The organism is Archangium gephyra, from assembly GCF_049060025.1.
GTDB classification, from domain to species: domain Bacteria; phylum Myxococcota; class Myxococcia; order Myxococcales; family Myxococcaceae; genus Archangium; species Archangium gephyra_A.
This window is the reverse complement of the sequence record NZ_JBMEQQ010000002.1, coordinates 5464636-5484722: the sequence shown is the minus strand read 5'-3', so window position 1 is coordinate 5484722 and position 20087 is coordinate 5464636. Positions and strand designations below refer to the sequence as shown.

The following is a 20087-nucleotide window of genomic DNA, read 5'->3' as shown; positions in this document are numbered from 1 at the left end:
TAGCCCGGGAGCCTCCCCATCGCAGCGCCTTCGCTCACATCCCGAAGGGCCAGGTGTCCGCGGCATCCTCCTCCTCGTGGCCGGCGTCCCGGTCCAGGGGGTGCAGGGCGCTGGTGAGATCGAAGTGCATCACCGCGTCGAACTGCGCCGGCAGGTCCGCGTGGAAGTAGTGGCTGTGGCGCTCGCTGTGGGGCGCGTAGATGACGCCGATGGCGCGCTCCAGCCGCCGCTCGCGCAGGCCCGAGCCCGCCTCGCCCAGGTCCTCCATCCTCAGGAGGAAGCCCGGCAGGCCCACCTCGTGGAAGAGCGCCTCGTAGCTGCCCCCCAGGGCCGGCCGCACCCGCCGCCTCAGGCCCGGCATGTCCCACTCACGCGCGGCGATGACGGTGCCCGAGTACGTGGTGAAGCCCACGTTGTACGTCTCCTTGCCATGGCGCTCGCGCAGCAACTGGCCCAGGTTCAGCTCGCCCTGGTCCCCCATCTGCGTGGCGCGCGCATCGCCCAGGTGCGAGTTGTGCGCCCAGATGACCATGCGGGCCGTGCCGTAGCGGCGGCCGAGGTACTCGGCCAGGGCGTCCGCCGTGTCCGCCATGTGCGTGTCCCGCAGGTTCCAGGACTCGTCGCGCCCCGCGAACATGGTGCGGTAGTAGGCCTCCGCGTCGCGCGCCAGCCGCGCGTTCTGCTCCGCGTAGAAGAGCGCGTCCTGCTCGAGCACCCCCTCCACCTTGCGCCGGCGCAGGTCCAACAACTGCTCGAGCACCTCGTTCGAGCAGGTGTCCGCGTAGCCATACGCCGTGGCGTGGCCGTAGGCCTGCGGGTCCGTGCCGTAGCGGTCGAAGCACGCGTAGCGGTGCCGGGCCCGCTCGGCCGCCGCCGGATCCCTCGTCTCCAGGTAGCGCACCACTTCGCGCATGGAGGCGTGCAGGCTGTAGAGGTCCAACCCGTAGAAGCCCACCTGGGGCGAGTCCTTGTCCCGCGCGGCGTTGTGCGCGCGCAGCCACTCCACCAGGCCCAGCACCTCCTCGTTGCGCCACATCCACCGGGGGAAGCGATGGAAGTTGTCGAGCGCCCGCCGCGCGTCCGTGTCCGGCCCCTGGCCTTGCACGTACTGGTTGAGCCGCAGCGCGTCCGGCCAGTCCGCTTCCACGGCCACCGCGGTGAAGCCCCGCTCGACGATGAGCCGGCGGGTGAGCGCGGCGCGGGCCCTGTAGAACTCGTGCGTCCCGTGGGTGGCCTCACCCAGCAGGACGAAGCGCGCGTCTCCGATGCCTTCCAGCAGCGCGTCGAAGTCCGAGTCATCGTCCTTCAGGGCAATGGCCGCGGTGCGCACTCCTTCGATGAGCTCTGGACGGAATTGCTGCTCGCCTTGTCTGTCTTCATCGAACGGATTCATGCATTGAAGGTGGGCAGGCGGCCCCGGCCTGCCCATGCGGCCCCGGCAAGCCGGAGGGTTGACGGACGGGAAGGCACGCCCGCTCCCCAACTGGCCCTCCCCTGGCGAGCAGGCAGGCGCCCGCTTTCAATCCCGGAATAAGCAAGGCTGGCCGACCCTGTAGGGCATGAACACCTTCGACGACATGGAGCCCAAGCGAGAGAACATGAAGGTATCGGCCGGGAGGGGTGGTTGGGGTGTTCGCTGGCTGGTGCTGGCGATGGTGCTCATGGCGGGGACGGCCCAGGCCAAGGTGATCGCGGGAGTCCGCATGCCGGATGCCATCTCGCTCCAGGGCAAGGAGCTCCTGCTGGACCACATGGCGCTCAAGAAGAAGCTCTTCTTCGAGATCTACGTCTGGGGCCTCTACCTGGAGCAGAAGCCGGACTCCACCAAACAGGCCATCGACTTCCAGGGGCCCAAGCAGTTGCAGCTCCACTTCCGGCGCAGCATCAAGCGCGAGCAGTTGGCGGATGCCTTCCGCGCCTTCCTCTCCAACAGCCGGGCGCTGCGCTCGCCGGAGATGAAGCGCCAGTCGGAGCTGCTCGTCCAGTCCCTCAAGGGCGTGCGCAAGGGCGACACCCTGCTCATCACCTATCTGCCGGACAAGGGACTGCAGGTCTCCGGTGAGGGCAGCCGGGGCGCGATGATTCCCGGCAAGGCCTTCGCGGACGCGCTCTTCGACGCGTGGCTGTCGGAGAACCCCATCTACGAGCGTTAGCCGCGCTCAGATGAGGAAGGAGCCCCGGACCTCGGCGCCTTCGGCGAGCATGGCCGCGGTCCGGTCCAGACGCTCACGGCTGAGGTGGGTGAGCGCGCGGCGGACCTCGGGATGGGTGAGCACCCGCTCCTTGACGGTCTCCTGATCGAGCACCAGCAGCAGGCACGGGGTGGCGGCGCGCACGGTGGCGGTGACGCGCAGGTCCAGCAGCAGGGAGATCTCCCCGAAGAGGGCGCCTTCCGTCATGTCGGGGTAGGGGCGCTCGCCGCCCTCCGGATCCTGGTGCACCACGGAGCAGCGTCCGCGCAGCAGCAGGTGGAGCGCCTGGCTGCGCTGGCCCTGCTGGAGCAGCACGGTGCCGGGCTCCACGGTGCGCGTCTGGAAGCGCTGGGCGATGGCCCGCTTCTGCTCGTCGGAGAGCGGCTGGAAGACGGGGTTGGACGCGAGCAGGTTGTCCAGCAACCGGTCCTTGTAGAACTGCTGCACCACCTGCTCGAAGGCGGGGAAGCGGGCGCCGAGCTGCGCGAGCATCTCGCGCGTCACCTCGAACAGGGTGCAATCGCGGATGGCGATGACGCTGGCCATGCGCGGGGCGTCCGACATGAGTCCCATCTCGCCGAAGAAGGAGCCCTCGGCCAGCTCGGCCAGCGTGCGGGGTGGGGCGTTCTCGGGCGTGTGCACCACGCGCACCGTGCCCTGGACGAGGATGAACATGGAGTGGCCCCGTTCGCCCTCGGTGATGATGTGCTCGCCTCCGTGGACGCGGCGCATCTCCAGCAGATCGATCAACGCCAGGAACACGTCTCGGGGGAGCTTGGAGAACAGGGGCGTGGCGGGCTCGGGCTCTCCGGTTCGCGGGCGCTCCTCGGCGCTCTGCATGGCGATCAGACCGGCCAGGTTCTCCTGCGTCTCCGCGTGGTGGGGATCGATGGCGAGGATGAGCTTGCAGGCGGCGATGGCGTGGATGCTGTTGCCCTCGGCGGCGTAGCGGATGGCGAGGTAGTGGAACTCGCGGACGGCCTCCTCCCGGTGCCCGAGCTGGGCGAGGAGCTCGGCCACCTTGAGGCGCGCGGAGGCCTCGTGGGGCGTGAGCTCCAGCACCTTGCGATAGTCGGCGAGCGCCTCCTCGGGTCTGCCCTGGAGGATGTTGGCGGCGGCGCTGTCCTTGTATTGACGGATCAGTTGCTGGGCTTCAGCGGGGGGAGTCGCCATGGGAGCCTCCAGACGGGTGCTGCGGGTACGAAGGGTCCGCATGATCGGTGAGATGGAGGGCCGGGTAAAGACACAGGGGGTATCGGCCCTGGGGACCGCGCTCCAACGTCGTGCTGTCGCATGACCCGATGGGTTATGCTGCGGGCGCGGAGTCCGTCTCCGAGTGCCGTCTCACCACCGAGGAGGGCGCCTCATGCGTTGGCCGTTCGTGCTGGGTATCGCGCTGCTGGCGGGGTTCTTGGGGACGGGGTGCCCGGAGGCGATCTACGGGAAGGGTGGTTCCCTGGATGACGCGATGGCCGAGGACATCGAGGAGCAGCAGGACGAGCGTCAGCGCGAGTTGGGGAAGCCGGTAGAATGTCGTGGGCACAAGAAGTTGGTGCAGGTCTGTGCTGATGCGCAACGGCGGGAGACGTGCTTCTGGGAGTGCAGATGAAGTGGCGCATCATCCTGGGCGTCACCGTGGGCCTGATGCTTCCGCTGTCGTTCTTGTTCGACCACTGCGGAGCCTGGCTGCAGAAGCAGCAGAGGCAGGCGAGTCTCTCACAAGGCGCGAAGCTCGTTCCCATCCTCGCTCTAGATGAAAGACGCGCGCTCCTGACCTACGGACGTTCCTGCCAGGATCAGAAGGACTGCGATCCTCCGCTGGCATGCCTGTCTCTCGCTCCTGGGAGGCAAAGCGTCTGTGCTGACAGTTCGTGCATGACGGACCTGCAATGCAAGCAGGGGTTTACCTGCCGGACCCGGCAGGCACCAGGAAATGGCCCGCTGGTGCGCCGGTGTGTCCTCATGGGGGTTCGAAAGGAGGGGCAGCCCTGTTTTGACAATGCGCGAGAGAAGGAAGCCGCTTGTGAACCAGGGCTGCTGTGCGGCGGTGGTGGCACGTGCGGCCGTCCCTGCCAGTTGGAGGTGCCTTCGAGTTGCCCCGAGGGGTTCGTTTGCCGGGCGGATCCGGAGGCCCCTTCCTGTCAGCCCTTCTGCAAGGGCGGAGATTGTCCTGAGGGACAGGCGTGTGTGGGGGCAGGCACCGACGAGGCCCAATGCATGGCCGTCATTGGTGAGAACTGCCAGCGGCAACCTTGTCCCGAAGGGCAGCAATGCAAGGTCGTCAGCTACACCCCCGAAACCGAGGTGTGGAGCGCCACCATGGAGTGCTTGATCCCTTGTGACGGAACGCACCCTTGCCCCGAGGATTCCGTGTGTTTCCGGGGCGGATGCCGACGGAAGTGTGGACCGGACGCGCAAGACGTCTGCGGCCCAGGCCGACAATGTCATGGGTATCCGTCCAAGCAGCTCTGGCTTTGCGAGCCATCCCGAAATTGAGACCTGGCGCACAGGCGACGGGCTTGAATCGACCTCGGAAGTTACTCCCCTCAAGCCGCTTCTTGAGGTAGTATCCCCGGCATGGACGAGGACGACAACGGCAAATTGAAGCGCGTGCTCGGTGGTGCGCTCCTGCTCGCCCGGGAGAACTCGGGCCTCACTCAGGTCGAGGTTGCCTCTCACGTGGGCATCGCCTCGGCCGTCTATGGCCGCATCGAGCGCGGCCAGATGCTCCCCAGCGTGCCCACCCTCTGCCGGTTGTGCATGACCCTCAAGGTTTCCTCGGATGTGCTCCTGGGACTCGATGCCGCGGAGCGGGAAGCCCTCGCTGCTCCGCCCGTACCGGAAGCCCCTCCCGAGCTGCGCCGCCTCGCGGCCCTCGTGCGCACGCTCTCTCCTTCCTCCCTCCGCATGCTGACGGCCGTGGCCACCGCCGTGGGCAAGTAGGCGCGCCCGCTCAACGTGCCGCCGGGGACGCGGGTGCGGGCGCCGCGAGGGCCTCGACGGCGCACTGGACTCCCTGCACCACCCTGGCCATGCGCTCGTAGTCGAGCGTGTCCCAGGTGTCTCCGGGCGTGTGGTAGTGCGGATTGCGGAAGAGGGCGGTGTCGGTGACCATCACCGCCGGGTAGCCCTCGTCCCAGTAGCTCGCATGATCCGAGAAGTCCACGCCCTCGAGGTTCCGGGGCGCGGCGAGCGATTCGGAGTTGAGTCCGCTCACGGCGCCCAGGGCCCGGTGCACGCGGTCCACCAGCTCGCCCTGGTCGGTGCGGCCCACCACCGCGATGAAGTTTCCCACCGAGGGGTAGCGCAGCCGCAGCGCGGCCACCGGGTAGCGCTGGCTGTCCGGAGCATCGGAGAAGTAGCCGATGCTCTCGATGGAGATCATCGCGCGCACCTTCACGCCCTGCTCGCGCAGCCCCCGCGCGTGCACCTTGCTGCCCATGGTGCTCCGGCGGAAGTGCGGCGGCTCCTCCAGGGTGTAGCCCACGAGGTCCACCCGCATCGGCGGAGGGTGCTCGCCCAGCCACGCCGCGAGCTCCAACAGGCCGGCCACCCCGCTGGCGTTGTCGTCCGCGCCGGGCGCTTCCTGTGCCGCGTCGTAGTGCGCGCCGATGACGAGCCGCTCCTCGCTGTCCGGGCCGAAGGTGGCGATGACATTGCGGTAGCTCGCGCCCCCCGCCGTGTAGGGCTCCGAGCTGCACGCGCCCGCCCGCCCGCGTCAGCGCGCCGGCGACGTAGTCCGCGGTGCGCTCGAGGTTGTCCGGGTGCTGGTGGTCTCTCGGCTGGAAGGTCTCGCTCAGGGCGCGCACGTGCGTCTTCAGCCGCTCGGGGTCCACCTTGCCCGGGGTACAGGCCGTGGCCACCGGCTCCGGTGACGCGCGCCCCCGCAGGGCCACCGCCGCGCCGAGCACACCGAGCCCCACCACCGCGCCGAGCACGAGGGGGCGCCTCCTGGACATCCACGAAGAGCTGCACGGGCGGGACGAAGCCATGCCGGGTGGGGGCATGTCCATGGTGCCGGTGGGCCTCCCGTCCACGAGCGGGCACGGGGACTCGCCGGGAGTGCCCGCGCGCTTCCACTCCGCGTATCCTCGCGGGCCATGATGCTGAAGATCGTCCAGGCCGGAGAGCCGGTGTTGCGCCGGCGCGCGAGAGACCTCACCCCCGAGGAGATGACGGGCCCCGCGGTGCGTCAGCTCATCTCCCTCATGCGCGAGACCATGCGGGACGCGCCGGGGGTGGGGCTGGCCGCGCCGCAGGTGGGCGTGGACGTGCGGCTCGCGGTCATCGAGGACCGGGCCGAATACCAGGCGGCCCTCTCCCCCGAGGAACTGGCCGCCCGGGAGCGCCAGCCGGTGGACTTCCACGTCATCATCAACCCGCGCCTCGTGGTGGAGGACCCCGAGCCGGTGGAGTTCTACGAGGGCTGTCTGAGCGTCAGCGGCTTCTCCGCCCTGGTGCGGCGGGCGCGCGCCGTGCGTGTGGAGGCCTTCGACGAGAACGGCCAGGCCATCTCCATTCAGGCGCGCGGCTGGTACGCCCGCATCCTCCAGCATGAGATCGACCACCTGGACGGCATGCTCTACATCGACCGGATGGAGCCGCGCAGCTTCTCCACCCAGGAGAACCACCGCCGCCACTGGGCTTCCCGCCCGCTGGACGAGGTGCGTCAGGCGCTCGGACTCTCCGGGCGTCAGGGCTGAAGCCCGGATTCCCGCCCCCTCGCCGGGCGGCCATCCGGGCCGCCCTCCGCCTCCGGCCGCCCCGCCATGCCTACCGTGAAACGAGCAACCCCTTTTCACGAGAGAACCATGGCCGATAAACGCAAGACCCCGGATGCCCGAGAGGGCGCACGAGCCATCCCCGAGGAGCGCTGGGAGCACAGCGCGCAGGCCGAGCGGCGGCTGGACGAATTGGCCCGGGAGGGCATTGCTCCTCGGGAAGCCGGGCATTCCCCGTACTCCGCTTACGGCGACGAGGGCCTCGCGCCCGAGTTGAAGAAGTCGCGCGAAGAGTTGGACGAGACCATCACCGACCAGAGCCGGGTGGGCCAGAAGGCCAACGCGGACGACTGAGCCCCAGGCGGTTGTCGGTATTTGAGCACGGACATGTATGCCTTCCGTGGAGCGGGTGAGGAAGGCGTGCACGGTCCAACAGGACAGGCCACCGGGGGCGGCGCCGTGTCAGAGTGCCGGGTAGCCTGGAGGTGATGCTCCGGTGGTGGGGGCATGGTGCCCTCCCGCCGCGAGTCGCGCATGCGTGCTCCTGTCCTGATGGTCGTGCTGCTCTCGGTGGCGGCCTGTGGCGAGGACTCCCTGGAGGTGCTCCAGGAGGAGGCCTCGGATTGCCCCGAGGCGCCCGTGATGCGGCTCGGCCCGGTGCCCTCCGCGGCCGTGGTGCTCAACGCCTACTACCTCCAGGAGGAGGCCACTCGGGACTTGCGGCGCGGCCGCACCGAGTCGCCCGCCGTGGAGGAGACGCTCGCCAAGGCCTCGGCGCTCGGGGCCCATGCCGTGCGCACCACCGGCTACAACGACGCGGCCGACAAGCGGGGCGACTCCACCATCCAGGTGGCACCGCTGCAGTACGACGAGGTGTCCCTGCGCGGGCTGGACCTGGTGCTCCACCGCGCCGCCGCGTACGGCGTGAAGCTCGTCCTGCCGCTGGGCAACTACTGGGATGCCTACGGGGGCACCCGCCGCTATGTGGAGTGGGCGGGGCTGCCCTCGCCCGTGGAGGGAGATCCGCGCTTCTTCACCGAGCGTGCGGTCATCGACCACTACAAGGCGCACGTGGCCCGGCTGCTCTCGCGCGAGAACACCTTCGACGGGCTGCGCTATGGCGAGCACCCGGCCGTGCTGGCCTGGGAGTTGCTCAACGAGCCTCGCGGCAAGGGATTGGACACGGAGGGCGCGGCCATGCGCGCCTGGGTGGACGAGGTGGCCGCGGTGGTGAAGCAGTACGCGCCCGGGCACCTGGTGGGCACCGGCGAGGAGGGCTTCGACACCTCGCTGGCGGGCTATGACGAGCTCTTCTGGCGGGGCGCGGCCACCTCTCCCTTCTTCGAGGGGGGCAGCAGCTTCCGCCGCAACACGGCCTCGCCCTTCATCGACTTCGGCAGCGTGCACTTCTACCCGGAGGCTCTACGGGGTGAAGCCGGAGGAGACGGCCCGCGCCGGGGCGCACTGGTTCTTCGAGCACGCCGCCATCGCCCGGGACCTGGGCAAACCCCTGTTCATCGGCGAGTTCGCCCTGCGCAACCACGGGGGTTTCTCACTCGACGAGCGGCGCGCCATGTACCGCGGGTGGTTCCGCTGTGCGTGGCGCACCGGCGCGGGCGCCAGCGGCCCGTGGATGTTCGCCAACGATGCGCGTCCGGACGCGTGGGACGAGTTCACCTTCTATTACCGGGATGGCACCGTCCCCGCGGACCCGCGCAACCGTTACGCGGACCTCGTCGTCGAGGCCGCGGCGCTCTCCGGCTCGCGTTGAGCTGTCTTTCCGCGTGGCCCCGCCGGAAAACCTCACATCCCAATGAATAAGTCTTGGATTGGGGTTGTCAGGGATGGCGGGGATGGCCAGTTTTCCTGTATAGGAGGGCCTATCATGAGGAAGGATAGCCGTATGAGCATTTCGAGCAGGGTGGCCGCGTGGTTGTGCATCGGCGCGCTGGGTTTCGCGCAGCAGGCCCACGCCGGGAACATGGGATGGGAGCGCCGGAACGCGGAGAGCCTCGACCAGTCGTGTGGTGATGACCTCACCGACGACGGCACCTACGAGCCCTGCACGCTGGGCAACGCCGAGCGCCGGAAGCTGGTCGATGACATCTACGAGTACAGCTACCGCGTTCGGGTCGGTCCCGGCGCCTACGACATCATCACCCTCCACCGGGTGGTGCGCGAGCTGGGCCAGTGGTCGCCGGTGCGCACGGCGAAGTCGGTGTTCATGGTGCATGGCGATGCCCTGGGTTTCCGGGGCGCCTTCCTGTCCAGCGCCGGGAGCGCGGCGGTGGCGCCGGGTCACTCCATCGCCGTCTTCCTCGCCCGCCGGGGTGTGGATGTGTGGGGCATCGACCTGCGCTGGGTGAACGTGCCGGGCGGGACGACGGACTTCTCCTTCATGCGGGACTGGAACCTGGGCCTGCACGCCCGGGACGTGGGGACGGGGATGGCCCTGGCGCGTGGGTGGCGTGCGTACACCGGCAACGGGGCCGGGCGGATGACGCTGATGGGGTGGAGCCGGGGTGCCACCGTCTCCTACGCCTACCTGAACGGGGAGACGCAGCAGCCGCCGGACAAGCGCCACGTGAGCGGCTTCATCCCCGTGGACATGGCCTACACGTTGGCCCCCGGCGCCACGCAGGAGCGCTCGGCGGCGTGCCAGACGTATGCGGCGCTCGCGCAGGCCCAGGCCGCGGGACAGTACGAGGGGGGGCAGCTCGGAGCGACCCTGCAGGGCCTCGCGGCACTCGCCATCTTCCAGCCGGCGGCGCCCTCGGCCCTCCTTCCGGGGGGCACGAACCGGGAGGCGGCGCTCGCCTTCGGTGCGGCGACCCACGCCTTCCAGAATCCGCCCGTCATCCCGGCCTATCACTGGACCGGAGGCCAGTTCAGCGCGGTGGGCCTTCCCACGGCGCTCTCGTGGACCGCCGAGCGCTTCTTCTTCGACACCCTGACGCAGGCCGCTCCCTACCAGAGCATCGGCGAGCAGGTGGACACCCTGGCCATGTGGTGCGGTGCGCCGGACGTGCCGTATGACGACCACCTGGGGCTGGTGCGGGTGCCGGTGCTGTACGTGGGCGCCGCGGGCGGCTTCGGCGGCTACGGCCTCCACAGCCTCTCCCTGCTGGGGAGCCCGGACATCTCCACCCATGTGGTGCAGCGCTACCCGGACACGTACCGCGCGGTGGACTACGGCCACGCGGACCTGTTCCTGGCGGCCGATGCGCAGCAGGCCGTGTGGGCGCCCATCCTCGACTGGGTGCAGCGCCACTGAGGCTCGGAGGGGCGCCGAGGGCTCAGAGGGACGCCGCGGCCCGTCCCAGGCCCTCGGCCACCGAGGTGAAGGCGTCCTTCGTCTTCACCCGCTCCTCGCCGAAGCGCTCCGTGTAGAGCCGGCGCACGGCGGGAATCTGCGAGGAGCCTCCGGTGAGGAACACGGCGTCCACCTCACCGGCCCCCGTGCAGCGCTCCAGCAGCCCCTCGGTCACCTCGCGCAGCTCGTTGAGCAGCGGCGCGGAGGCCTCCTCGAACTCGGCGCGGGTGATGGGCTCGTGCAGGTGGATGCGGGCCTCCTCGAAGTCGAGCGTCGTCTCCTCCTTCGAGGACAGCTCCACCTTCACGGCCTCGATGGCGCGGAACAGCCGGTAGCCGAGGTTGTCCATGACGAGGTCGTACAGGGCCTCGGCCTCGGCGGGCTTGTCGCTGGACTCGAGCATCAGCTCCAACAGCTCCTGGGTGGACTTCTCGCGGATGAAGGACATCTCGTGCCAGGAGAGCAGCTTGGACATGACGTGCTGGGGCACCGCCAGCCGCTTGTCGCTGAAGCCGCGCACCCTGTACGTGGAGCCGGCGCCGAAGCGGGGCAGCAGCTTGTAGCGCATGATTTCGGCGTCGAAACGGTCACCGCCGATGCGCACGCCGGTGGAGCCCACCACGTCCGCGCGCCGGTCCGGGTTGTCCCGGCGCGAGGGCCCCAGCCGCATCAGCGTGAGGTCCGTGGTACCGGCGCCGAAGTCCGCCACCAGCACCAGCTCGTCCCGGGTGAGCTGCGCCTCGTACGAGAGCGCGGCGGCGATGGGCTCGATGAGGAACTGGATGTTCGTGAAGCCGGCGATCTCCGCGGCCTTGCGCAGGCGCTGCTCGGCGAGCACATCCGCCTCGGGGTCCGGGGAGAAGAGGGCGGGGCGGCCGAGCACCACGGACTCGGGAGCACCGCCGGTGTGGGCGGCGGCGGCCTCGCGCACCCGGCGCAGCAGCAGGGCGACCAGATCCTCGATGAGCCAGGTGCGGCCGCGGATCTGCGTGGCGCGGAAGGAGGCGCTGTGCAGGAAGGACTTCACCGATTGGATGAAGCGGCCGGTGTGGTCTTCGAGGTAGCGGGCGATGGCCGGAGCGCCCGTGTAGACCTCGCGCTCGTCCTCGGGGAAGAAGATGACGGAGCGGTAGAGGCGCGGGTCGGTGTACCCGGGCGAGATGGGCAGCACCGTCCCGTCCGGAAGGGCGATGGCTGTGTTGCTGGTTCCGAAGTCGAGTCCGCAGGCGGCCATGGGGGCGCCTCCTATACGCGCAAACGGTGCGCATGGGTAGCGCCGAGTGGGGGACCGGCCCCGATGCCCGCCCGGCACCCGCGGGAGCGGCCTCGGGCCCTCCGCCGCGTCATTCCAACAACTGGCGCAGGCCGCGGGCCAGCCGCTCGGCGTGCCAGCGTTGCAGCTCGCGAGCCGTCCGGGCGGCGCGCTCGGCCCGCTCCTCCCGCACGCGCTCCTGCAGCGTGCGCGCGGCGGTGCGCTCGGCGGCGGTGCCCTTCGCGGCGAAGCCCTCGAGCAGCCCCAACCGCACGTCCGAGTCATGCAGCTCGCCCAGCACCTCCTGGAGCGGCACCAGCGCTTCCAGCATCGCCTCCATCTTCCGTCGCAGGGCGGGACGGAACATCTCCGCCTCGTAGCGGAGCTTCTTCACCTCCTTGCGCAGCTCATGGGCCGTGAGCGCGTCCGGAGCGGCCGCGTAGTCCTCCATGAGTCGCTCCACCTTGCGCAGGCGGCGGCGGAGCTGGCGGCGGACGCGCTGGCCTCCATAACGTCCGGGGCCCTCCAGGCGCTTCGCCTCGTCCAGGAGCGCGGGCACCGTCCGCTCCTCCCAGCGCTTCAGCGCGCGCCGCAACTGCTTCTCCTTCGTGCCGAGCTGGGACTCCACGCTCGCGCGCAGGGCCTCGAAACCCGCGCGCTTCGCCGGCTTCTCCTTCCGGGTCGCCTGTTTCAACCAGGCTCCCTGCACGTGCACGTCGCGCACCTCGCCGAGCGCGTCCTGGAGCTTCTTCACCTCGCGCTCCAGCGGCGCCAGCCCACCCAGCTCGCGGAACACCTTCAGCGCCGCGCGCAGGCGGCGGGTGGCCACGCGCAGGTCATGGACACCGTCCTCGGTGAGTGCGTCTCCGAGCGCGTCCTGCTCGTGGCGCACGTCGGCCAGGCGGCTGGAGACGAGCCGGCGGGCGGCCTCTTCCAGGCGGCTGTCCGGGCCGAGTCCGCGGATGGGAGTAGGGCGTGGCATGGCTCCTCCCTCACTTCCGGCGCGCGGCCTTCTTCTCGTACTCGGCGGCGGTCTCCTGGATCATCCGCTCGGCGGATTCCGGTCCCTCCCAGCCGAGGATGCGCACGTCCTTGTCCGCGAAGGCGACGGCGGCGGTGAAGAAGTGCTCCAACTCCTCGCGCTCCCGGCGGGACAGGTCCTTGATGGAGTTCAGGTTCTCCGCGCGCGCCGCGATGATGGGAACGACGAGCAACCGGTCGTTGCGCTCCCGGCCACCGCCCCGCTTCTTCTTCTGGTCCACCTTCAGCACGCCGAGCGCGCGGCAGGGGAGCACCACGCCGGGGTAGGTGGACTGGTCCCAGAACACCAGTGCGTCGAGCGGGTCTCCGTCGGGAGCCAAGGTGCTGGGGATGAAGCCCCAGTCGAAGGGGTAGCGCATTCCGTGCACCAGGGGCTTGGAGACGGTGAAGGCTCCGAGCTTCCGGCTCGTACTTCAGCTTGACGGTGGCACCCTGGGGCGACTCGACGACGACGTGGAAGGAGCCGCCCTTGCCGCGCAGCGGAATGCGGGTGAGATCCGTGGTCATGCCGTCGAGGCTCGGACGGACGGCCCTCGGGGACAAGCGCCCCCGCGGGCGAGTTTCACCTCGACAACCTTCGAGCGTCCGCCGTCAGGCCGTGGTGGCGGAGGCCAGCAGCGAGCGCTTCGCGGCACGAGCCGAGCCGAGGCCCCCGAGGGTGTACCAGAGCACGGTGAGGAACGCGGTGGAGCGCTTCGCGCGGCTGGGGCGCTTGCCGAGCCCGAGGTAGGGCGGCAGCACCACGGCCCCCAGGCCCGCGAGCGCGCCGAGGAGGGCCCCGCGCAGGTAGATGCGGCGCGGGCGGCCGATGGCGACGAGGGCGAAGTAGAGCGTGTTGCTCAACAGGTCGCCGATGAGGCTCTGCTGGTACAGCGCGCGGCCATGGGGCGTGGGCAGGCCGAGCCGCTTGGAGATCTTCTTGATGGAGCGCATGCCGAGCACATCCATGCGCGGAGGATGCTTCAGGACGGCACGCGCGCCCTGGTGGACGAGCGTGAGGGAGACGGCACCGGCGAGGCCGGGGCCGAGCGACTGGAGGAATCCTCGGGGCTGGGAGACGAGCTCACTCATGGTGCCCCTCAAGCTAGGCACCGGGCCCGCCGTGTTCCCGCGCCGGAAGCCCGCCCGTCTGGCCGGTGGGCGAGGAGCCCGCCCGGTCAGGGTCCACCAGGGGAACGTCAGGAGGGACTACTCGAGCTTCCGGCACCTTCATGCCGCGCTGCACGGCCGGGCGGGCCGCCACGGTGTCCATCCAGCGCCGCACGTTGGCCACGGCGGGCAGCAGCTCCGGGTAGTACTGCGTCGCGCCCGCCAGCCACGGGTACGTGGCGATGTCCGCCACCGAGTACTCGGGCGCCAGGAACTCGTGCTGCGCCAGGTGCTTGTCCATCACGCCCAGGATGCGCTGGGACTCCTGGGTGTAGCGCTCGATGGCGTACGGAATCTGCTCCTTGGCGGCGCGCTTGAAGTGGCCGAGCTGCCCGAGCATCGGTCCCACGGCGCTCATCTGGAACATCAGCCACTGCACCGCCTCGGTGCGCCCGCGCGGGTCCGCCGGCAGGAGCTTCCCCGTCTTCTCCGCGAGGTAGAGCAGGATGGCGCCGGATTCGAAGACGGACAGCGGCTTTCCGCCCGGGCCCTGGTGGTCCACGATGGCCGGAATCTTGTTGTTGGGATTGATGGCGAGGAACCCGGGCTTGAACTGGTCGCCCTTGGAGATGTCCACCACGTGGACCGTATAGGGCAGCCCCAGCTCCTCCAGCGCGATGGACGCCTTGCGCCCGTTGGGCGTCGTGAACGTGTAGAGATCGATCATCGTCCCACTCCTGTCAGTTCGGCGCTCTTCCGCCACAGCGTCTCGGCGCCTTCGTCGCTCTGGGCGGCCTTGGACTCGCGGGCCACCTTGCTCTTGATGAAGTACTTCGCGCTCACGCCCTCCACCTCGGGCGAGGAGGCCAGGTACACGGAGGTGCGGGCGCCGCCCTCGGCCGAGAGCATGAAGGGCGCGGCCAGCTTCACCAAGTGCTTGAAGAAGCCCTCGGAGTTGAGGCCGAAGCCGGTGCGCACCACGCCCGGGTGCAGGCTGTTGACCGTCACCTTCGTGCCCTGCAGCCGCTTGGACAGGGCCCGGGAGAAGAGGATGTTGGCCAGCTTCGAGTTGCCATAGACGCGGATGGGGCTGTAGCCGCCGCGCTCGGCCTGCAGGTCGTCGAGGAAGCCGAGCGAGCCCATGCGGTGGCCCTCGGAGGAGACGTTCACCACGCGCGAGGGGCCGCTGGCCTTCAGCACGTCCAGCAGCAGGTGGGTGAGCAGGAAGTGGGAGAGGTGGTTGGTGGCGAAGGTGGCCTCGAAGCCATCCGGTGTCACCTTGCGGCGGTCGAGCATGAGGCCCGCGTTGTTGAGCAGCACGTCCAGCCGCGAGTAGCGGGCCTGGAAGTCCTGGGCGAGCTGGCGGACGGAGGCCAGTGAGGTGAGATCCGCGAGGAGCAGATCCAACTTCGCGCCGGGCACGGTGCGGCGCACCTCGGCGAGCGCGGCCTCGCCCCGCCCCTTGTCACGTCCCGACAGCACGACGGTGGCCCCCGCGCGTGCGAGCACCCGGGCCGACTCGAGCCCGATGCCCGAGGTGGCTCCGGTGATGAAGCAGACCTTCCCTTGCATGTTTCCCGGCGTCATCTGGTATGGCCCTCCCGAAAAGAGGGCCCTCTATAACCGGCCGGGTGGCCCGCGCGCACGCTGGCGAGCGGGCCCTGGTGCCTGGTGAGGCTCAAGCGTTGGGAGAGGGGCTGCGATCCTCGATGATGGGTGAGGGCGCGACCTCGTCGCGGCCGGTGGCGGCCGAGCCGTACAGGTGGCTCTCCAGGAACCACATGTCCTGCTCCACCACGGCGAGGGTCTGGGTGAACAGATCCTCGGTGACCGGGTCATTGAGATCGCCCGCGCGCTGGATGCCCCCGCGGATGGTGGAGGCGTAGATGGTGATGCGGTCCACGAGGACGCGCACGTGATCATCGCCGTTCACCGCGCTCAGGTCGTACTCATCCAGCTCGCTGTTCTTGGTGGCCAGGCGGATGGTGCCCTGGGCATAGCCACCGAGGGCCCCGGCGCGTTCGGCGAACTCATCGGCCTGTTTGCGCACGTGGTCGGCCACATCGTCGAAGAGCTCATGGCGGCTGATGAAGTCCCTGCCGCGGATGTTCCAGTGGGCCTGCTTCACCTGCCAGTGCAGGTCGATGGCCGTGGCCAGGCAGACGTTGAGCAGGTCGATGAGCTCCGCGCGGGACTCGCGTGGGAGATTGATATGGCTGGGGAACTTCGTGGTCATGCGTCATCCCTCGTCGTGGGTCCGCCCGGCCCGAAAGCCGCCGGTTTGTCTCTGACGGTGGTGACGGAGGGGGCCCACGCCAACCGGGGAACGACATGCCTGGAGGGCAGGCGGGCGTGGGCGCTCGGCCGGGCGTGCGCCCTGGGACTACTGCCGCGGAGCCCGCGCCAGCACCTCCACCGTCGCGGAGATGACGGCCGGGGCGCTCAGCATCATCTGGTGGGCGGGCACGAAGAAGGTGCGCTCGGTGGCGCCGGGCAGGCGTGCGCTGTCCGCAGGGACGACGGTGCTGTCGAGCGGCGTCCAGAAGGAGAAGACCTCGGTGTCTCCGAAGGGCTGCTCGCGGCGGTTCAGCTCGCGCAGGAAGGCGCTGTCCGGGCGCATCTGCACCAGGGCCGGGTCCGCCTTCAGGTACGCCACCCGCGTGCCGTGGTGCGGCCCCGAGATGGACACGAAGCGGCGCACGCGCGGCTGGCCTCCCAGCTCCTGCATCCAGTAGCGCGAGGACAGCGTGCCCTGGCTGAAGGCCACCACGTCGATGCGCTCGGCGCCGGTGCGCTTGCGCAGGCCCTCGGCCGCGCGGCGCACCTGGTAGGCCATCACCTCGATGGGAAGCTGGCCGTTGTTCGGGTGCAGGCGCACCGCGTGCAGCCGCTCCTTCGGCCAGCCCGCCTGCTGGAACGCATCGAGCATCGCGAAGAAGGCGCCCGGGGTGTCATCGGTGCCGTGCACGAACAGCACGGGCACGTGCTCGGACGTGGGCGTGGGCTTCGCCTCGGGGGTGGCCGCACAGCCCGTCATGGCGGCGAGCAGCGCCAGCACGAGCACCCGGTGGGCGCGTGGAGAGAGGTCTCGAAGGGGGGTGGACATGGTGGGCTCCAGGGGGACGGCTGGAGCCCTCTGTGTATCAGGTCTCCAGCAGCACGAAATCCACCACGGTGTTCCACAGGCGCTCGAACTGGAGCCGGCGGAAACCGGAGCCCGAGATGAGCCAATCCACGTGCGGCGGCCGGTGGGCCGGCTGGTCGAAGTGGCCGATGGCGTCCAGGTGGTCCGCGCGCACGGCCGCCAGCACCCGCCCGTACACCTGCGAGCGCGTGGGGACGATGCCGTCACAGGCCTGCGGGCCCGGCATGGCGCCGTAGGCCTCCACGAGCGCCTCCGTCTGCGCCGGGGTGTGCAGGGGAATCGCCGTGAGGGGCATGCGCTGGGTGCGCCCGTAGAGGAAGCCGTACACGGTGTGTGTCATCTGGGCGTACGGGTCCAACCCCGCGCTCAACCGCGCGCGCAGCGACGGCGGCCGCGCCTGGGTGATGACCGAGCCGTAGCGCACGCCGGGCCGGTCCAGGGTGCTCGCGTTGAAGAGGTCGATGCCCTCGGGGGTGAGCTGGGGGATGAGCGAGGCGTCGTTGGTCACGTCGCCCAGGAAGCGGACGAGCCCTCCCGGCGCTCGACGGAGAAGTCCCCCAGGAGCTGCTCGAAGAGCTGGTCCAGGATGGTGGGGCGGAAGCCGAGCTGCTCGTCCCAGCGTGTCAGCAGGCTCCCCAGCCGGAAGGCCACCGTCAACGGCAGCCGGCCGAAGCGCAGCACGTACACAGTGAAGAGCGACAGGAGCTGCAGCAGCTTTTGTCCGAAGAGCCCCAGGAAGAAGGACGCCAGCGGGGTGCCCGAGTGCGGGGTGGACACCGTCACCACCGTGCGGACGCGGCGGGCGTAGGGCTCCGCGTCGATGTCATCGCCCAGCAACGCGCCCGGGCTGACGAACAGCCGCGAGTCCAACCCTCCGGTGGAGTGGCCGATGAGGTGGATGGGACCGTCGCTGTTCTTCGCGGTGGCGTCGATGGCCTTGAAGAGATCCGCGGCGCGCGTGCGAATGGAGCCGGTGGGGTGCGAGAGCACCTGCACCACCTCGACCTCCACACCGCGGCGCGCCATCTCCGCCACGAAGTAGTCGCGCACGTGCCCGAAGTAGAGCAGCTCTCCCAGGTTGGCGAAGCCGAAGAAGCCGGGGACCAGGTAGATGTGGTGCTTCGTCGCCATTGTGCCCAACCTTCCGCAGTCCCCGCCTCCAACTCAAGCCCGACGTGCATCCCCCGTCTCCCGGGTTGACGGCGCGCCACTCCCGGGCCACAACCCGGCCCTTCTCCCTACCCAGGAAGGAACGCTCGCCCGTGCAACGTCTGCTCGCTCTCGGCCTGCTCTTCGCCCTCCCCGCCGCCGCCGAGGAGGGGATGTGGACCTATGACGCTTTCCCCCGGGCCGCTGTGAAGGCCGCCCATGGTTTCGAGCCCTCGCAAGACTGGCTGGACTCCCTGCGGCTCTCCTCCGTCCGGCTGGCCGGCGGGTGCTCGGCGAGCTTCGTGTCGCCGGACGGGCTGGTGATGACCAACCACCACTGCATCCGCTCCTGTGTGCAGGACCTGTCCTCTCCGAAGCGCGACTACCTGGCCACGGGCTTCTTCGCCAGGGAGCTGAAGGACGAGCTGCGCTGCCCCAAGGTGGAGGCCAACCAGCTCATGAAGATGACGGACGTCACCGCCCGTCTCCAAGGGGCCACGAAGGGGCTGAGCGGCGCCGCCTTCAACACCGCCCTCAAGGCGGAGATGTCCACCATCGAGAGCGAGTGCGCCACCGGGCCCGAGGTGCGCTGTGACGTGGTGACGCTCTTCAATGGGGGCAAGTACCACCTCTACGAGTACCGCCGCTTCCAGGACGTGCGGCTGGCCTTCGCGCCCGAGTTCTCCATGGCCGCCTTCGGCGGGGACGCGGACAACTTCCACTTCCCGCGCTACGGCTTCGACGCGGCCTTCCTGCGTGTGTGGGACGCCAATGGCCAGCCGCTGAAGACGAAGCACTACCTGCCCTGGGCGAAGGAGGGCACGAAGGAGGGCGACCTGGTCTTCGTCTCCGGCCACCCCGGCGCCACCCAGCGGCAGCTCACCGTGGCGGAGCTGGAGTTCCAGCGGGACGTGGCGCTGCCGTTCCAGTTGCTGTACCTGGCGGAGCGGCGCGGCATGTTGCGCGAGTACGCCTCGACGACGCCGGAGCGTTTCCGCACCACGCGGGCGAAGCTGCGCTCGGTGGAGAACGCGCTGAAGGCGCTCCGGGGCCGGCACCAGGCCCTGGCCGAGCCCTCGCTGCTCGCCGACAAGCGCAAGGCCGAGGCGGACCTCCGGGCGAAGGTGGCGGCGGACCCGAAGCTCAAGGCCACCACCGCGGGCGCCTGGGATGACATCTCCCGCGCCCTGGAGACCTGGCGGCCGCTGATCGCCGAGTACCGGCTGAAGGAGGACGGTTATGGCTTCTCGTCCGAGCTCTTCGACATCGCCCAGCATCTGGTGCGCGTGGCGGACGAGCGGCTCGAGCCCAACCCGGAGCGGCTGCGCGAGTACACGGAAGGGCAGCTCCCCGCCCTGCGCCAGGGGCTGCTGCGCGAGGCCCCCATCCCCGCGGAGCTGGAGGCGCTCTCGCTCACCTTCGGCTTCAACAAGCTGCGCGAGACGCTCGGCGCGGATGACCCGTTCGTGCAGACGGTGCTCGGCCGCGAGGCCCCGGAGGATCTGGCGCGTGCGCTGGTGAAGGGCACGAAGCTGTACGACGTGAAGGAGCGCCAGCGGCTGTTCGAGGGCGGCAAGGCGGCGGTGGAGGCCTCGAAGGATCCGATGATCCTCCTGGCGCGCCGGGTGGACGCGCAGGCGCGCGAGGTGCGCAAGCGCTACGAGGACACGGTGGAGTCGGTGCTGAAGAAGAACGGGGAGCTGCTCGCGCAGGCGCGGCTGGCGGCCTACGGCACCACGGGCTACCCGGACGCCACGTTCACGCTTCGCCTCAACTACGGCACGGTGAAGGGCTGGGAGGAGGGCGGGCGGAAGGTGCCGCCGCTGACGACGTTCGCCGGCGCCTACGAGCGGCACACGGGCAAGGAGCCCTTCCGGCTGCCGGACTCGTGGATGAAGGCCCGCGGCAAGGTGCCCGGCGAGACGCCCTTCAACGTGGCCACCACCAACGACATCATCGGAGGCAACTCGGGCTCGCCGATGGTGGACCGCGAGGGCCGCGTGGTGGGGCTCATCTTCGATGGGAACCTGCACTCGCTGGGCGGCGAGTACGCCTACGTGCCGGAGACCAACCGCGCGGTGTCCGTGCACGCCGAGGGCCTGCTGCGGGCCCTCGAGCACATCTACGGCGCCGGGCGGCTCGTGAAGGAACTGCGCGCCAATCAGCGCTGAGCCCCCTCAATCGC

19 protein-coding genes and 1 pseudogene are annotated in these 20087 nt (G+C 69.8%); 8 read left to right on the top strand and 12 right to left on the bottom strand.

Annotated features, from left to right (window positions below; genetic code table 11):
• Positions 1–34: 34 nt before the first annotated feature.
• Positions 35–1393 carry an erythromycin esterase family protein gene (locus ACN28I_RS23810; protein WP_420944241.1) on the bottom strand — a complete coding sequence of 453 codons (1359 nt, stop codon included), beginning with the start codon at positions 1391–1393 and terminating at the stop codon, positions 35–37.
• A 166-nt stretch (positions 1394–1559) separates the two neighbouring features.
• On the opposite strand from ACN28I_RS23810, the gene ACN28I_RS23805 reads away from it, so the two are divergent.
• Positions 1560–2153, top strand: coding sequence for a chalcone isomerase family protein (locus ACN28I_RS23805; protein ID WP_420944240.1), 594 nt, complete (start codon positions 1560–1562; stop codon positions 2151–2153).
• A gap of 6 nt (positions 2154–2159) precedes the next feature.
• On the opposite strand, the gene ACN28I_RS23800 is transcribed toward ACN28I_RS23805, so the two are convergent.
• Positions 2160–3365: a cyclic nucleotide-binding domain-containing protein gene (locus tag ACN28I_RS23800; RefSeq protein WP_420944239.1), complete on the bottom strand. Its 1206-nt coding sequence runs from the start codon at positions 3363–3365 to the stop codon at positions 2160–2162.
• 193 nt (positions 3366–3558) lie between these two features.
• Here ACN28I_RS23800 and ACN28I_RS23795 point away from each other — a divergent pair, with 193 nt between their 5' ends.
• Together ACN28I_RS23795 and ACN28I_RS23790 are read left to right on the top strand one after the other, a co-directional pair.
• A complete protein-coding gene (locus ACN28I_RS23795; RefSeq protein ID WP_420944238.1) occupies positions 3559–3801 on the top strand; it encodes a hypothetical protein in 243 nt (80 codons plus the stop codon).
• A gap of 968 nt (positions 3802–4769) precedes the next feature.
• Positions 4770–5135 (top strand): helix-turn-helix domain-containing protein, encoded by a 366-nt coding sequence (locus ACN28I_RS23790; protein WP_420944237.1) that lies wholly within the window; start codon positions 4770–4772, stop codon positions 5133–5135.
• A gap of 10 nt (positions 5136–5145) precedes the next feature.
• On the opposite strand, the gene ACN28I_RS23785 is transcribed toward ACN28I_RS23790, so the two are convergent.
• Positions 5146–5805 (bottom strand): M28 family peptidase, encoded by a 660-nt coding sequence (locus ACN28I_RS23785; RefSeq protein ID WP_420948703.1) that lies wholly within the window; start codon positions 5803–5805, stop codon positions 5146–5148.
• 487 nt (positions 5806–6292) lie between these two features.
• Between ACN28I_RS23785 and def the strand changes: the two genes are divergently transcribed.
• The 4 genes from def (at position 6293) to ACN28I_RS23765 (ending at position 10187) form a co-directional block, all read left to right on the top strand.
• Entirely contained in the window at positions 6293–6895 is a 603-nt protein-coding gene (def, locus tag ACN28I_RS23780; RefSeq protein WP_420944236.1) for a peptide deformylase, read from the top strand.
• Positions 6896–7003: 108 nt separating this feature from the next.
• Entirely contained in the window at positions 7004–7267 is a 264-nt protein-coding gene (locus tag ACN28I_RS23775) for a hypothetical protein (RefSeq protein ID WP_420944235.1), read from the top strand.
• A gap of 180 nt (positions 7268–7447) precedes the next feature.
• Positions 7448–8734 (top strand): glycosyl hydrolase, encoded by a 1287-nt coding sequence (locus tag ACN28I_RS23770; RefSeq protein ID WP_420944234.1) that lies wholly within the window; start codon positions 7448–7450, stop codon positions 8732–8734.
• Between the two features lie 82 nt (positions 8735–8816).
• On the top strand, positions 8817–10187 hold the full coding sequence (locus ACN28I_RS23765) for a hypothetical protein (protein ID WP_420944233.1): 1371 nt from the start codon (positions 8817–8819) through the stop codon (positions 10185–10187).
• A gap of 22 nt (positions 10188–10209) precedes the next feature.
• Here the strand turns inward: ACN28I_RS23765 and ACN28I_RS23760 are convergent, their stop codons facing one another.
• The 9 genes and pseudogenes from ACN28I_RS23760 to ACN28I_RS23720 all read right to left on the bottom strand — a co-directional run bounded on the left by ACN28I_RS23760 (position 10210) and on the right by ACN28I_RS23720 (position 17884).
• Positions 10210–11460, bottom strand: a complete 1251-nt coding sequence (locus tag ACN28I_RS23760; RefSeq protein ID WP_420944232.1) for an Hsp70 family protein — start codon at positions 11458–11460, stop codon at positions 10210–10212.
• Between the two features lie 109 nt (positions 11461–11569).
• The gene (locus ACN28I_RS23755) at positions 11570–12460 is read right to left on the bottom strand and encodes a CHAD domain-containing protein (RefSeq protein WP_420944231.1); all 891 of its coding nucleotides are present in this window, start codon (positions 12458–12460) and stop codon (positions 11570–11572) included.
• Positions 12461–12470: 10 nt separating this feature from the next.
• Positions 12471–12878, bottom strand: a complete 408-nt coding sequence (locus ACN28I_RS23750) for an inorganic diphosphatase (RefSeq protein ID WP_420944230.1) — start codon at positions 12876–12878, stop codon at positions 12471–12473.
• 232 nt (positions 12879–13110) lie between these two features.
• Entirely contained in the window at positions 13111–13590 is a 480-nt protein-coding gene (locus ACN28I_RS23745; protein ID WP_420944229.1) for a hypothetical protein, read from the bottom strand.
• A 13-nt stretch (positions 13591–13603) separates the two neighbouring features.
• On the bottom strand, positions 13604–14335 hold the full coding sequence (locus tag ACN28I_RS23740) for a glutathione S-transferase N-terminal domain-containing protein (RefSeq protein WP_420944228.1): 732 nt from the start codon (positions 14333–14335) through the stop codon (positions 13604–13606).
• On the bottom strand, positions 14332–15180 hold the full coding sequence (locus ACN28I_RS23735) for an SDR family oxidoreductase (protein WP_420944227.1): 849 nt from the start codon (positions 15178–15180) through the stop codon (positions 14332–14334). The genes ACN28I_RS23740 and ACN28I_RS23735 overlap by 4 nt, the downstream gene beginning before the upstream one ends.
• Before the next feature lie 106 nt (positions 15181–15286).
• Positions 15287–15844: a DNA starvation/stationary phase protection protein Dps gene (gene dps / locus ACN28I_RS23730; protein ID WP_420944226.1), complete on the bottom strand. Its 558-nt coding sequence runs from the start codon at positions 15842–15844 to the stop codon at positions 15287–15289.
• Positions 15845–15991: 147 nt separating this feature from the next.
• Positions 15992–16714, bottom strand: a complete 723-nt coding sequence (locus ACN28I_RS23725; RefSeq protein ID WP_420944225.1) for an esterase/lipase family protein — start codon at positions 16712–16714, stop codon at positions 15992–15994.
• 37 nt (positions 16715–16751) lie between these two features.
• Positions 16752–17884 (bottom strand): annotated as a pseudogene (locus ACN28I_RS23720) (esterase/lipase family protein).
• 191 nt (positions 17885–18075) lie between these two features.
• Here ACN28I_RS23720 and ACN28I_RS23715 point away from each other — a divergent pair.
• Positions 18076–20073 (top strand): S46 family peptidase, encoded by a 1998-nt coding sequence (locus ACN28I_RS23715; protein ID WP_420948702.1) that lies wholly within the window; start codon positions 18076–18078, stop codon positions 20071–20073.
• Positions 20074–20087 lie beyond the last annotated feature (14 nt).